The sequence below is a fragment of the Chitinophaga sp. genome, assembly GCF_039596455.1.
Lineage (GTDB): Bacteria > Bacteroidota > Bacteroidia > Chitinophagales > Chitinophagaceae > Chitinophaga.
The window spans coordinates 122,178-136,139 of the sequence record NZ_JBCNJR010000004.1; the positions used below are offsets into that span (position 1 = coordinate 122,178).

Sequence of the window (13,962 nt, forward strand, 5' to 3'; positions counted from 1 at the left end):
ATGCGAAAACCTGGTATCATATCCACCCTGGAAGAAAAGATAAAAACGCTGGAGGCGGAGAACGCGGCTTTGCGTAAAGCCGCCCGCGCCACAGCGAAAAAGAGCGGGCTGCAGCCGCAGAACGGCACTGCCTCCGTGAAAGTGCCCGCTGAAATGGAGCCGCTGTTCCGGAAGGCGGAAGAAAACGTAAGGCAGTACTTTTCAGATTTCAAATGGGACCCCTCCAAGGCGGCCATTGAGATCAACGACGAAAGATATGTACTGATAAGGGCTTCCGCTCTTTCCAAAGACTTTCTTGACAGCATCCTCAACCTGTACGCAGACCGCGGGGAAGCGGAGGCCTTCAGCATCGGCAGGAATTTTCTATTCGATATTTCCCATGCCCTGGGCCTCAACGATGCCAAGGCCTTCCATGCAAAAATGAACCTCCATACGCCGCTGTCCAAACTGTCTGCCGGCCCGGTACATTTTGCCTATACCGGCTGGGCGTATGTGGATATATTGCCGGAAAGCAACCCTTCTCCGGACGAGAATTTTTGTTTGTTCTACCACCATCCTTTTTCCTTTGAAGCAGACGCCTGGATACGGGCAGGCGTAAAATCCAAAAGCCCCGTATGTATTATGAACGGAGGGTACTCCTCCGGCTGGTGCGAAGAGAGTTTCGGAGTGCCCCTCACCGCTGTGGAAGTAAGCTGCAGGGCGCAGGGGCACAGCCAGTGTACCTTTGTAATGTCTCCTCCTCACCGCATTGAGGAGCACATCCAGCAGTTTGCGAAAACCCACCGCAAGCGGCATATCAAAAAATCACCGGCGGAGATCCCTACTTTCTTCCTGCGCAAAACCGTGGAGGAACAGATGGAAAAAGCGAGGCTGCTGGCGGAAGAATCTTCCCGCGCCAAATCAGACTTTGTGGCCAACATGAGCCATGAGCTGAGAACACCGCTCAGCGCCATACTGGGGTATACAGACCTGCTGAAAAAAACGAAGCTGGATAACATGCAACATGATTACCTGGCGGCCATCTACACCTCCGGCAGCAACCTGCTCTCCACCATCAACGATATTATGGACCTCAGCAAGCTGGACGCGCGCAAGATCAGCTTCGAGTCTGTTCCCATACACCTGCCAGACCTGCTGCAGTCTATAGAGCTGATGCTGGCCTCACGGCTGGGGCATAAAAAACTGCAATACATTTCCAGCGTAGACAAAGCGCTCAACCAGCCTCTGCTGGGAGACAGCGTGCGCCTCACGCAGATACTGCTCAACATCATCGGCAACGCCATCAAGTTCACGGAGAAAGGAAAGATCACCGTTCGCTGTGAAATAGAACAGCAAAACCCGCAGGGCGTACAGGTGTTGTTCCGTATATCCGATACCGGTATTGGTATTGCGGCAGACAAGCAGGAAGTGATATTTGAGCGGTTTACACAGGCAGACTCCGCCATTACCCGCAAATACGGCGGCACGGGCCTGGGCCTGGCCATTACGCGGGAGCTGGTAGAGCTGCAGGGCGGCAGTATTACATTGAAGAGCGAAGAAAAGAAAGGCACAGAGTTCAGTGTACGGCTGCCTTTCCTGAAAGCTGAAGCGCCCGTGGAAGGCCGCCGGCAGCCCATAGCCAGCATCAAAGGCAACGGCCTGCATGTGCTGGTGGTGGAAGACAATGTGCTGAACCAGAAGATGACGCGCATCATGCTGCTGCATAACGGCTTCAGGGTGAGTGTGGCAGACAACGGCCTCAAGGCCCTCGCCTTCCTGAAAAAGAACAAGGTAGACCTCATCCTGATGGACCTGCAGATACCCGGCATGGACGGTTACCTCACCACCGGCAAGATCAGGAAAGGGCTCCAGCTCAGCACGCCTATCATTGCCATCACCGCCCACGCCTTCAGCGGCGAGCGGGAAAAATGCATTGCCGCCGGCATGAATGACTATCTGCCCAAACCCTTCCGGGAACATGAGCTGATGCAGGCCATTGCCAACTGCCGGCAGCAGCGGCTGATAGACCTGTCTTTCCTGCGGGAGCAAACCCATAACAACATCTCCTTTATACGGGAAATGATGCGCACCTTCCTGAAACAAACACCTAAAGACCTGGCGGCCCTGCAAAAAGCGCTGGCCCGGAAAGACGGGGAGGCCGTCTACAAAATAGCCCATACCCTGCGCACAAGCGTAGGGTTCTTCGGGTTGCAGCAATACATCGGGGAAGACCTGCTGTACATGGAAAAGCACCGTGATTCCGAGGAGAACCGTTTCCTGCATGTGCAGGCCGTTTGTGAAGAAGCCATGGAGGAGCTGCGGCAGCTTAAACCATCCGCTTTGTCATCAACATCATGAACTCATCTTTCTTTTTAGGGGAAATAGCCACCAGCGCGTCGTCACTCATTACGGCATAACCGCCGTCTGTTTTTACCCAGCGTTTTACGTCTTTCAGGTTGATCATGTAGGAGTTGTGTATCCTGAAAAAGCCATGCTCCGAGAGGCACAGCTCGTATTCCTTGAGGTTCTTGCTGACCATGATCTGCCGCCCGTCCCGGAGATAAAAAATGGTGTACGGGCCTTTGGCCTCCAGGCGGATGATGTGAGATAGCGGGATGAAATCCACCCCTTCAGAAGTGGAAAGGCTGATGGAAAAATCTTCTCCCGGCGTTTTGCGGAGATTCTGCAGCAGCAGCTCCAGCCGGTTGTCTTCCGGGCGGGCTTCCATATGCTTAATGGCTTTTGCCACCGCCAGCTCAAGCTCTTCCAGGTTGATGGGTTTCAGCAGGTAATCTACCGCGCTGAATTTGATGGCCTTGATGGCATAGTGGTCAAAAGCGGTGGTGAAAATAACATGGAAGTTGTGGTGATTCACCTTTTGCAGCACATCAAAGCCGGTGCCCGTTTGCATTTCAATGTCCATAAATACAAGCCTGGGATATTTTGCGTTGATGAAGGCCACCGCTTCATCTACATTGGTGGCTACGCCCACCAGCTCCAGCTGTGGGCAAAACTCGCGGATAAGGTTTGACAGGAAATCACGGCTCAGCACTTCATCTTCTACAATTAAAGCCTTGTATTTCATACATGGGAATTGAGGTGAGAACAATATTAAGGAATATTTATGTGATGGTCAGTACCGCCTTGTTCAACCAGCCGTTCTCTCCTCTTACGCCGGTGCGGTACGCCAGGCTGACCTGCCTGATGTTTTGCTGGTTATATAATTGAATACGCTTGTTCAGCATATCCCGTTTATCGTCAGGTTCTTCCGCGCGGGTGAAGCTGATCCCGTTATCTGTTACCTCTACTACCAGTCCGTTTCCCTGTGCCCTGAGGGCCACTGTAATTTTTCCCGGCTCATCTTTTGCGAGATTCAGCACCCCCTTGTACAACGCGTCTTCCAGTAGGCTATGGGTTAAAAAGGGCGGTATATCTTCCAGCCAAAGCTCTTCCGGCAGGTCTATTTCGTAAGTAAATCTGTCGGGGAAGCGGGCCTGCTCCAGCACCAGGTAGTCATTGATAAGGTCTGCCTCATCCCGCAGGGAAATGGCAATGTCATCTCCATGCTGTATCATTTTCCGCAGGAAAGCGGAGAAGCGGCTCACATACTGCAGGGCCGTTTTTTTATCATCTGCGTTGATAAAATACTGCACCGCATTGAGGGAGTTGAACAGGAAATGCGGGTTCATCCTGGCCTGAAGGATCTTGAGCTTGAGCATCAGGTTCATCTGGGCAATCTGTTCCCGCTGCCGTTCCAGTTGCTCATTTTGCTGTTGCAGCCGCTGCTGCAGCTTTTTTCTGGCAATGTACACAATGGCCAGTGTGATGAGGACGGGCAATAACGCCAACATGAACATCCACCATGCTTGGGGCTGCAGGGCAATGGCACTTAACCTGTTGTATCCCGGGAAAGCTTTCAGGGATACGGTGACCCCTGAAATACCCTCCGCTCCTTTTGCATAGGTGAATGGTCCAATATTTCCCCACACTGCAGCCGGCTCCCTTTCCCCGCTTTGTCCAAGCCACGGCATATCATTGAAAGTTCCGGCCCATGCTATCATTCCAGCAATCCACCCGAATATTCTAACCATTTCTCTGCTTTGTATAAAGATCGGCAAGAAATAACGGTTTTTACAGGCAACTTAACGGATGAGGGGTTTGGGTTAACGAAAAGGAGGGATTTGTCTGTTACAACTGATAAAAGCGATATAAAAAAGCCGTCAGGCGTTTATGCGGAAGCTGATTCTTCCGCGGCTTCCACCTCCTGCATGGCAAAGAAACGGGCTATGTCTTCCCAGGTGTCGTACCGGTTATAATCCTGGTAATTAATATTATGCGGGGCAGTGAACAGCAGGCGTTCTCCTTCGAAATACCGGAGGTTCTTGTCATAGTCATCAATCATATAATCTGCCTGCACAATGGTTTTGAGGCCGCAGAACACAATGTTCTTCCAGCTGATGTAGGGGAAGTGCTCCTTCAGCCATTCCAGCTTTTCAGAGAGAGATTGCGGGAATTCCACGGCGGCAGACACAATGAACACTTCATAGTTCTCCATCAGCTTCAGGATCACCTCCTGCGCGCCCGGCATTACCGGGGCCGTACGGAAGAACCCGGGCGTATGCAGGAACTTGTACACAATACCCTCCTGCGGGAAACCCGTGGTCTCCGGCAGGCCCATCAGCTGCTCCTTGGTGACCCACTCCCCTGTACGTTCATAATACCAGTCTATGTAGTGCTGGTTAAGGTCAGCCATTACTCCATCCATGTCTATTGCAATTCTCTTTTTTGCCATATTCTGCTATTTGATGCAAAGTTATGCAATATTTATTAACTTAACGTTATGAAAATGGCAATATTTTACATAATATTGCATAAAACCGCAAGCCATGTTAAGAGAGGAGCGCCTGGATTACATCCTGAAAAAGCTGAAAGCCGACCATAAAGTGCTGCAGGCGGAGCTGAGCACAGACCTGCAGGTGTCTGAAGACACGGTCCGCCGCGACCTGGAGTCTCTGGCGCAGGACGGGCTACTGATCAAAGTTCGTGGCGGCGCTATTCCCCACTCCCCCAACCCATATTCTTTCAAGGAGCGGATATTGCTGCATGAGCATGATAAACAGCTGATGGCGCAAAAAGCGCTGTCTCTCCTCAAAAACGGGCAAACCATTATTCTTGACGGGGGCACCTCTACCCTGATGCTGGTAAAACTCTTTCCGCCGGGCCTGCAGCTGACCGTGATCACCAACAGCGTGCCTATTGTGGCGCAACTGATGGAGCACCCGGGAGTGGAAGTGATCTTTACGGGCGGGAGAATTTTCAAGGATTCACAGGTGGCCAGCGGCCTGGATACCATCCGCATGATACGCCGGGTGCGGGCAGACCTTTGTTTCCTGGGCATCTGCAGCCTGCACCCCATAGTAGGCGTAACAGGCCTTGACCTGGAAGAAGCGGAAGTAAAATCTGCCATGGTAGAGTCTGCCAACCGGGTGGTGGCGCTGGGCACCAGTGACAAGATGGGTACGGCGGAACCTTTCAAGGTATGCGAGATTACCGGCATTGATACCATCATTACAGACCAGCCGGAAGACGAAGCGTTGCAGCCTTATATTAACCTGGGCATACAGGTGCTCTAGGTAATGTTGTTCGACTTTTCCGGCAAATTCCCCTTTGACTCCACTTCCATCTGTTCCACCCACACCGCATAATCATTCGGGCGAATGCGCACCCCTTTATGCTGCACGTATTGCCGGGTGAACTCCGCACCAAAGTAAAGGATGGCCGCCGAGTAATACACCCACACCAGTAAAATCACAATGGAACCCGCAGCGCCATAGGTGCTGCTGATATTGCTATTACCCAGGTACAAGCCAATAGCGGCCTTTCCTATCATAAACAGGATGGCTGTGGTGATAGCGCCTATCCAGACATGCCGCCATTGCACACGTGCATCGGGCAGCACTTTAAATATAACGGCAAACAAGGCGGTAATAGTAGCAAACGTGATGAGCAGGTTGATGATATACACCGCTACTACAGCAATTTCCGGGAAGTAAGACATCAGGCGGTTAATGAGCACTTCAATGATCCCATGCACCACCAGTGACACTACCATCACAAAACCGAGGCTGATCACCATGGAAAACGACAGCAAACGGGTGAGCACTATCTTGAGGATGCTTTTGCCCACCTTTTCAGGTTTGGGTTTCAGCCGCCAGATAAAATTAATAGAGGTTTGTATTTCACTGAACACGCCGGTGGCGCCAATGATCAGGGTCACAAAACCGATAATGGTAGACCAGCCAAAGTCGCGGGAAAGCGTGGAGTTCCTCACAATTTCCTGCACCTGCTGCGCGGCGGCAGGCCCCATCAGGCCGCGGAGCTGGCCGTACAGGTCACCTTCCAGCGCCTCACGCCCCAGGAAGATGTCACTGAAAAACAGCACAATAATGAGCATGGGAGCTATGGAGAATACCGTAGAATACGCGAGTGATGCACTCAGCTTCAGCACCTTGTCATCCATAAAATCATTTACGGCGCATTTGAACAGCCCCCACCATTTTTTAAAAGGTAATGGTTGTTTCATAAGAGGCGTTACACAAAAACCCGGCCATGGAGGCGCAAAACAGGGCGCTCTTTCCTGGAGCGCCCTGCAGAACGTTGTATTTCAACCAAATTCCGGGTCAACAAACTGCTCTCCTAATTCCCCTGTCCAAAGTCCGGGCTGTTCTTGTCAAACCACAGCCGTTGCGTACTGAGGGCCGGCACGCCCCTGTCTCCGGGGGTGAAGCCCTGATCCTGCTGGGCTTTCTGCCAGTTCTCGTTATTGGTGCCCAGCGGAGGCTCTTCCAGCGGGTAGCGCCGCGGAATAGGCTCGTTCCAGGCATTGCGGGGGTAATAAGCAGAATTGTTTTTCGGGTAGCCCGTTCTTCTTACAAACACAAAGGCTTCATTGGGCTGGCGGTAAAAGTTCAGGTACTCCTGGATGTAGATGCGCTCAAGGTCGTTCACGCCGTTGAGCTTTACATTAGGATGATTGCGGTAGGCCTGAATTTCCGCATCGCCGTTGCCGGTATAGCCGGGAGTAGATTCCGCGGCGATGGCAATCTTGTTCATGGTCTGGATGGAGGCGGTAATGCCCCTGTTATACCAGTACTCTGCGTTGCCCTTGGTATCAAAACCGGTACCATGCCCCTTCTGGATCAGCTCCGCAATGTAGAAGCAGGTTTCCGCCCAGGTAACCATATAATCCAGCATACGCCCGTCACTGGTGCTGTAAATGCCGTAACGCGGGGCAAAGAACCTTTTGTTGATGTTGCCGATAAGATGCCATTTGTTGTTGCCGCCTGCGTCAAAAGTGGTCTTGTACCAGTTGGCTATAGCCGGGTCTGTTGTCCAGTCTGCCGGGCCACCCTGGAACATGAGCAGCGGGTCATTGATATTAATAAAAGCAGGTAGTGTTTTACTGTATTTGTTGAGTGTGTCCCTGAAAGACCCTGTAAGGTCATTGGGACTGAAATAGATCGGCAGGCGGGGATCTCCGGTAGCTTTCAGGAAATTGATGATAGACGAGGTACCGAAGCGCGGGCTGCGGTAGTCAATATCATTACCGATAGGGTTGTGCTGTGGCTTATTATACACAAATTGGGCATCGTCACTGTTGATGGGCCCGGCGGCGCTTTCCATCACTTCCCTGAACACCCTTTTGGTCACATTCGCATCCTGCCCTTCATACCGCAAGGCTATACGCAGTTTGAGCGTGTTGGCCAGCTTGGCCCATTTCTGCCAGTTATTGGCGTAAAAAAGATCGGAGGCGCCGAAATTCACCTGCCCGGTGGGAGAACCGCTGAGTGAATCTATCGCATCTGTCAGCTCTTTCAGCCAGGTATCATACAAGGTTTTCTGATCATCATACGCTGGCTTGAACTGCTCCTGCGTTCTGCCCTGTATGGCCTGGGTGTATGGAATGGAACCGTTCATGTCAGACACCTTGAGGGCATGCAACACCTGCGCCACATACGTTGCCGCCCGCATGTTGCGGTAACGCTCTTTGTCAGCCTTCGTTTCTATCTGCGCCCTGATCTCGAACAAGTTAGGCAGCACCTTGTTGTAGAGCACGCCGTAGCGGCTGTTGATGTTGGTAGACAGCTCGTAAGGGTCTGTAGTGAGGTGCTGGGAAAAACGAAGCAACTGCTCCAGGTTCTCCCAGATCCATTCCGTACCCTGGTAGCTCTCCATGTTCTCCAGGGAGAAAGCGAAGAGGGAATTAATATCCGGTGTAGTTACCACGCTGGGGTCTGTATTGATCTCCGCAAAATCTTTTTTGCAGGACGTACCGGCCACCGCGGCAATGAGTATATACAGGCTTAACTTCTTCATAACAATATCATTTAAACATTGATTAAAACCCTGCCCTGATGGTAAACCCGAATGAGCGCACCATAGGCGGAACAAATCCTTCCTCCTTGTTCACGCTTGTTCTGTTGGAATTGTTGGAAGCAGGGTTGATATTATTGGGTAAAGAATTATAGATGTAGAAAAGATCACGGCCTATGATGCTGATGCCCAGGTTGGTGAGGTGCAGCTTTGCGGCCACACTTTGCGGCAGCGTGTAGTTCAGCGCCAGCTGCCGGAGAGACACCCAGGAGTTTTTCACTACCCAGTAATCTCCCACTGCGGTGGAGAACGAGCCGTAACGGTAGTTGAACTGCGGCAGGTGGGTGGGTTCCACGTACCCTTTTTCATATGCCTCCCGGTAGGTCATACCGCTTACGTCCACATCCGTACCATCTGGCTGCCTGATGGTCTGGCCATTGTCAAACACGCCTTCGGGTATAATGCCGTCGTCATAGGTCTGGTTATCATACCTGCTGGTCCACACAATGCCGCCATGGTCTTTGTCCCTTCCCGGCAGGGAATTTGGGAATATGCCGGTGTGGGTGCCGTAACGCAAGGTATGCATCACCATGTCCCCGCCTATTTTGGCATCTATCAAAAAGTTCAGCGAAAAGTTCTTGTACCGGAAGGTATTATCCCAGCTGCCGCGGAAATCGGGGTTGATGTCTCCTACATCCATCCATTCATTGCTGCGCTTGGGAAAGGCGGCCCTGGCGTCTGAGCGCCAGTCAAGCACCACCATGCCATTGTTGGGATGCGCTTTCGGGTTGCCGCTGCCATCTACAGCCTGGTAAGCCTTTGAGTGTATACGGGTTCTGACCACACCATACGTGCCGCCCACTTTGGCATAGGGTATCTGGTCGTTGCCGCCCAGGTCTTCATTATCAAGCGCGTAATATTCCCTGTCTCCGTACAGCTCTACTATCTTGTTACGGTTACGGGTGTACGTCAATACCGTGCTCCAGTCAAAATCCCGCGTTTTTACGGGGGTGGCGTTAAGCGCTATTTCCACGCCGGAGTTCTGGATGTTGCCGGCATTGACGAGCAGGTTGTTCACGCCAGACTCCGCGGCGGCGGGAATGCGGATGGCCTGGTTAAATGTATTATCACGGTAAATGGTAGCGTCTATGCCCAGCCGGTCTTGCAGGAAACGCAAGTCTATACCGGCTTCCAGGGCCCGTTTATTAAGCGGTTTGATGTTTTTGTCTACTACAAAAGACTGCCCCTTCTCATCCAGGAAGTAAGTCAGCAGCGGAATGTTCCCCCCGTTGGCCTCGCTGAAGTTCTGCAGCTTGAAGCCGGGGTTGATGATGAAAGGATCCAGGTCTCCGCCCAGCCAGGCAATATTGCCGCGCAGCTTGCCGAAGGAAATGAAAGAAGGCAGTTTGAACGTTTCCGTGAATATCCAGGAAAGGCTCACGGCCGGGTAGTTGTAAAAATTGTTGCCGGAGCCGTTTGCATACGTGAGGGCGGAAGACCAGTCTCCCCGCCAGGTGGCCTGCATGTAAAGCTGCTCTTTGTAGGCCAGGTCTGCGCTGGCGTAGATGGAATTGATGGTTTTGCGTGTTCTCACGCCGCCCTGCGCAACCTGTGGCCGTTGCGAGTTGGCCAGGAAGTAGTTGCCCGGGAAGATGAGGCCGCCGGCAGTTTCGGAATAGTTGTAAGACTGGCTGTAGCGCTGTGTTTCACCGCCTACGTAGCCATTGAGCGTAAGGTCTTTGGTGAGTTGTTTCGTAACCAGTCCCATCCATTTGAGGAAGTAGCTGGTTTTGTTGGAATGCCCGAGGCCGTATTTACCGCCGCTGGTATTGTCTGCGCCGGTGAAGTTGTAGCCCTGGCCCAGTTCCTTTGTTTCGTTCTTGACAGCGAGGTTATTGAAATTACCTTCCAGCTGAAGTTTCAGCCAGCTGTTAACGGTAGCGGTAACCGTGAGGCGGCCGCGGAACATCTGCTCATTCTGCAGGTAATCGTTCTCGAAAATACGGAACCAGTAATCCGCGCCCGGTACAAAGTTGGTTTCCGCCGCATCGTACACCTTGGGCACGCCGCCCAGGCTGCTGGTGTATTTACTGCGTTGCATCCAGTACTTGGTATCGTAATTGCGCGGAAATATCCAGATAAAGTTATTCAGGCCCAGCGCAGGCGGGTTCTCCCCTTTCAGGCTGGTATAATCTGCGCCTGCATCCAGCGTGATGAAGCTGGTGAGATTATGGGTGGCACGCAGCGAGAAGGCGTGTTTGTTCAGCTTGTTCCGCAGGTTGATGCCCTCTGCCTGGTTGCGGGAGTACGAGAGGCGGAAAGAAGATTTATCCGTAGCCCCGTCCAGCGCAACATTGGTGATGTAGCCCATGCCGGTCTGGAATGCGTCCAGGTAATTGTTGGGGGCAGCCCTGTACTCCGTCCACGTACCGTCATAATTTAACACACGCTGGTTGGCAAAGCGGGGGCCCCAGTTTTCCAGCTCACGGTTTTTCTGCGGGTCTATGTAAGGGTCTCCATTCCCATTGGTCGGGAATACTTTGGTTTCCCAGTTCTGGTTGTCTTTATACCCGGGATCGCGGGTATCGGTAAAGAACGCGCCTACCGTGCCGCCGCCAAATTCATTCTGGAAATCGGGGCCGCGGTAAGGCTGCTGTACGTTGATGGTTTGAGATACGGTAACGCCCCATCCTTTTTTGGCGCGCCCTTTTTTAGTAGTGATGAGCACTACGCCGTTGATGGCGCGGGCGCCGTAGAGAGCGGCGGCGGCGGAGCCTTTCAGCACAGACACGCTTTCAAACTCTTCCATGTTCAGGTTCTTCAGATCGTTCCCGAAATCACGGCCCTGGCCGTTAAACGCATCATTGTCCATGATCACGCCGTCTATCACGAATATGGGCTGGTTGTTGGTGCTGAGGGTGGAGTTGCCCCGGATGAGTATGCGCGAGTTGCCGAACAGGCCGCCGGAGCCCTGGTCTATATTGATACCGGCCGCCTTGCCCTGCAGGGCGTTGATGGGGTTCACCTCATTGGTGGCGGCCAGCTCCGAACCTTTCACTTCCGTTACGGAAAAACCCAGGGCGCGTTTTTCCTTGCGCTGGCCCAGGGCGGTTACCACCACTTCCTGCAGCTCCCTTTTACCTTCCTGCATCACCACATCATACGTGGCGGCAGCGCCCACCGTTATTTCCTGCGTGTCAAAGCCGATGGCGGTAAATACCAGCACGGCCCCTTCGTCAGCCTCTATTTCGTAGCGGCCGTCTGCATTGGTGATGGTGCCTTTGGCAGTACCTTTTACGGCTACCGTTACTCCCGGCGCCGTACTGCCGTCTGCCGTTTTTACCTGTCCGGTCACTTTTTTAAATGCCGCCTCCAGCGTTTCACTGCTGATCACCATCTGCACCCCGTTCTTTTGCAGGATGATCTGGTTACCCACCACTTCATACGTAACCTGGTAAGGCGCCAGCAGGGTTTCCAATACGTCTCCCAGCCGTTTGTTCTCTACGTCAATGCTCACTTTGTTGTTGAGCGGAATGGTGCGGGATTTATAGGCGAACTTGACGGCAGCCGTCTGTTCTATTTTGCCCAGTACATTTTTAAGCACTTTGTTGTTCATGGCGAGGGAGATCTTTTTGTCAAGAACGCCCTGCGTACCTGTACCGGCAGCCAGCACAGTGCCGGCCAGGCATAGCAACAGGAATGACTTTAACAGCGCTACCCGCATTGTAAGAAGGAAGGTATTCATACGCGTTTTATTTTGGTTGACTGTAAATGCTTTCGAATCTGCAGGGGCCTCAATTGCAGCCCTGCGCTCTCACATAAATAACATGCTCTTGCGTTTCATACGTTGCGCCCAGTACTTTACAAAGTATCTCCAGCTTGTCTTGCAAAGATTCCTGCTCCAGAGATACCGTTACCATACATTTTGCCAGTTGGGCTCGGTTATATTGAATGTTCACTGTATACATAGCTGCCAGCGAGTCCAGCACCTGCGTTACCGGCGCTTCATCAAAGCTGAGCGTGGCAGAGGTGACCGGGCTTTGCAGCAGGCTGGCGTCTGCCACCGCCGTTTTATTGAGCGTGTTGGCCTGCCGGTTGAACACCACCTGTTCATTGGGCAGCAGTATCAGCTCTTCCGCTCCGCTTTCCTTCTGCCGTGAAACGGCTACCTTGCCTGTTTTAACGGCCACGGTTATCTTGTCATCTTCCTTTACCCTGAAGCTGGTGCCCAGTACTTTGGTAACAATGTCCCCGCTATACACCAGGAAAGGGCGCTGCGCATCACCGGCCACTTCAAAGAACGCCTCTCCGCTGAGGTACACTTCCCTTTTTTCGCCTTCCAGCAGGTTACTGTATTCCAGGCTGCTGTTTTTGCTCAGGGTAATGCGGGTACCGTCTGTCAGATATACGGTTTTTGGGGCAGTTCCGTTGTTCCGGGCCGTAATTTGTGCGGCCCCTTTTTTGGACAAGATAAGGCCGCGCTGTACCGCCGCTCCTCCGGAAAAGGCATACCAGAGGCCGCCTGCCGCCAGCAATGCCAGCACGGCTGCCGCAGCGGCATACCGCCGCCAGCTGAAGCGGCGTACCGGGGTGTCCATTTGAGATTGTACCGCCTGCCATACTTCATTTGCCAGGTCGTGGCTGCCCGGGTGGGCCTGCTCTGCGGCATAAATACTGCGCACCAGCTCCACCATGGCCTGCCTGTCTGGCTGCTGCTGCACCCAGCTTTGCCAGTAAGCGTGCTCTTCCCCTTCCGGCAGCTGTACCCAGCGGATAAAATCATCGTTCTGCAGCAATGCTTCCAGTTCCTCCTGAGAATAAGACATGTAGGCGTGTTTAATATTAAGTGTATGTTCCATGCGCCGGATACTCACCCGGCGTCAACTTTTTTTAAAAAAACAGGAAAGAGAGTGAAAAAAGGACGGCATTGAGGTAGTGCCGCAGCTGCACAATGGCCCTGTGCAGCAGGTTGATGGCAGACTGGTAGTTGACAGACATGATCTCCGCCACTTCTTCCGTGCTGCAGGCATGAAAAAAGCGCAGGTTGATCACTTCCTGCTGCCGGGCGGGCAGGCGGTCAATGGCGCGGCGCACTTTCTGGTGGCGGCCGCTCTCCTCTTCGCGGGCCAGTATATTGGCTTCTATGTTCTGCAGGTCAGGCAATTCAGGCAGGTCTGAAAAGTAACGGGTGCGCACCTTGTTGTTGCGGAGCAGTTTGTAACGAAGGGCCTTGAGCAGATAACCTTTAACAGAGCGTACGGGAGAAAGCGCTGCACGGCCCTTCCAGAGTTCAACAAAAAGGTCCTGTATGGCGTCTTTCACCACATGTTGTTCACTGCTGATACGCATTCCATAAGCAAACAGCCCATGGATATGCCCGCGGTACAACCGTTCAAACGCTTGCCGGTTGCCCTTTCTGAAATCCTCCCAGGCTGATTGGTCAGCAGAAGGCGTCATATCGTTTTGAGGCATGCTGTTGAAGCTGACTTACGTGCAAGAAAGGTAGAAAATATTATTTAAAGTTGCTACTGCCCGCCCAGCTTCCGGCAGGTACTCCATAAAAAAGGGTTTGCTGCGCAAACGCCGTTACATGCGCCAGCAGCAGCAAAC

Annotated in this window: 10 protein-coding genes; 2 read left to right on the plus strand and 8 right to left on the minus strand. The window is 52.7% G+C overall.

Going from position 1 to position 13,962, the window contains the following annotated elements:
* Positions 1 to 2,337, plus strand: coding sequence for an ATP-binding protein (locus ABDW36_RS15355; RefSeq protein WP_343702802.1), 2,337 nt, complete (start codon positions 1 to 3; stop codon positions 2,335 to 2,337).
* Here ABDW36_RS15355 and ABDW36_RS15360 read toward each other — a convergent pair.
* The 3 genes from ABDW36_RS15360 to ABDW36_RS15370 form a co-directional block, all read right to left on the minus strand.
* Complete coding sequence (locus ABDW36_RS15360) at positions 2,306 to 3,064, minus strand: response regulator transcription factor (protein WP_343702803.1); 759 nt, start codon at positions 3,062 to 3,064, stop codon at positions 2,306 to 2,308. The two genes, ABDW36_RS15355 and ABDW36_RS15360, sit on opposite strands and share 32 nt — an antisense overlap.
* A 37-nt stretch (positions 3,065 to 3,101) precedes the next feature.
* Positions 3,102 to 4,010: a histidine kinase gene (locus tag ABDW36_RS15365; RefSeq protein WP_343702804.1), complete on the minus strand. Its 909-nt coding sequence runs from the start codon at positions 4,008 to 4,010 to the stop codon at positions 3,102 to 3,104.
* A 197-nt stretch (positions 4,011 to 4,207) separates the two neighbouring features.
* Positions 4,208 to 4,771, minus strand: coding sequence for a 5'(3')-deoxyribonucleotidase (locus ABDW36_RS15370; protein ID WP_343702805.1), 564 nt, complete (start codon positions 4,769 to 4,771; stop codon positions 4,208 to 4,210).
* Positions 4,772 to 4,865: 94 nt separating this feature from the next.
* Between ABDW36_RS15370 and ABDW36_RS15375 the strand changes: the two genes are divergently transcribed.
* Complete coding sequence (locus ABDW36_RS15375; RefSeq protein ID WP_343702806.1) at positions 4,866 to 5,612, plus strand: DeoR/GlpR family DNA-binding transcription regulator; 747 nt, start codon at positions 4,866 to 4,868, stop codon at positions 5,610 to 5,612.
* On the opposite strand, the gene ABDW36_RS15380 is transcribed toward ABDW36_RS15375, so the two are convergent.
* From ABDW36_RS15380 to ABDW36_RS15400, 5 genes are all read right to left on the minus strand, one after another.
* The gene (locus tag ABDW36_RS15380) at positions 5,609 to 6,562 is read right to left on the minus strand and encodes a YihY/virulence factor BrkB family protein (RefSeq protein WP_343702807.1); all 954 of its coding nucleotides are present in this window, start codon (positions 6,560 to 6,562) and stop codon (positions 5,609 to 5,611) included. The two genes, ABDW36_RS15375 and ABDW36_RS15380, sit on opposite strands and share 4 nt — an antisense overlap.
* A gap of 113 nt (positions 6,563 to 6,675) precedes the next feature.
* Entirely contained in the window at positions 6,676 to 8,355 is a 1,680-nt protein-coding gene (locus ABDW36_RS15385; RefSeq protein ID WP_343702808.1) for a SusD/RagB family nutrient-binding outer membrane lipoprotein, read from the minus strand.
* Positions 8,356 to 8,377: 22 nt separating this feature from the next.
* Positions 8,378 to 12,097: a SusC/RagA family TonB-linked outer membrane protein gene (locus tag ABDW36_RS15390; protein ID WP_343702809.1), complete on the minus strand. Its 3,720-nt coding sequence runs from the start codon at positions 12,095 to 12,097 to the stop codon at positions 8,378 to 8,380.
* A gap of 49 nt (positions 12,098 to 12,146) precedes the next feature.
* A complete protein-coding gene (locus ABDW36_RS15395) occupies positions 12,147 to 13,178 on the minus strand; it encodes a FecR domain-containing protein (protein WP_343702810.1) in 1,032 nt (343 codons plus the stop codon).
* Between the two features lie 64 nt (positions 13,179 to 13,242).
* Positions 13,243 to 13,809 (minus strand): sigma-70 family RNA polymerase sigma factor, encoded by a 567-nt coding sequence (locus ABDW36_RS15400; protein ID WP_343702811.1) that lies wholly within the window; start codon positions 13,807 to 13,809, stop codon positions 13,243 to 13,245.
* Positions 13,810 to 13,962: the final 153 nt, after the last annotated feature.

Bases quoted from the DNA above. Each gene is read 5' to 3' on its own strand.
- ABDW36_RS15370 (WP_343702805.1), bottom strand. From the start codon at position 4,771: ATGGCAAAAAAGAGAATTGCAATAGACATGGATGGAGTAATGGCTGAC.
- ABDW36_RS15395 (WP_343702810.1), bottom strand. From the start codon at position 13,178: ATGTCTTATTCTCAGGAGGAACTGGAAGCATTGCTGCAGAACGATGAT.
- ABDW36_RS15375 (WP_343702806.1), top strand. From the start codon at position 4,866: ATGTTAAGAGAGGAGCGCCTGGATTACATCCTGAAAAAGCTGAAAGCC.
- ABDW36_RS15380 (WP_343702807.1), bottom strand. From the start codon at position 6,562: ATGAAACAACCATTACCTTTTAAAAAATGGTGGGGGCTGTTCAAATGC.
- ABDW36_RS15390 (WP_343702809.1), bottom strand. From the start codon at position 12,097: ATGAATACCTTCCTTCTTACAATGCGGGTAGCGCTGTTAAAGTCATTC.
- ABDW36_RS15385 (WP_343702808.1), bottom strand. From the start codon at position 8,355: ATGAAGAAGTTAAGCCTGTATATACTCATTGCCGCGGTGGCCGGTACG.
- ABDW36_RS15355 (WP_343702802.1), top strand. From the start codon at position 1: ATGCGAAAACCTGGTATCATATCCACCCTGGAAGAAAAGATAAAAACG.
- ABDW36_RS15400 (WP_343702811.1), bottom strand. From the start codon at position 13,809: ATGACGCCTTCTGCTGACCAATCAGCCTGGGAGGATTTCAGAAAGGGC.
- ABDW36_RS15360 (WP_343702803.1), bottom strand. From the start codon at position 3,064: ATGAAATACAAGGCTTTAATTGTAGAAGATGAAGTGCTGAGCCGTGAT.
- ABDW36_RS15365 (WP_343702804.1), bottom strand. From the start codon at position 4,010: ATGCCGTGGCTTGGACAAAGCGGGGAAAGGGAGCCGGCTGCAGTGTGG.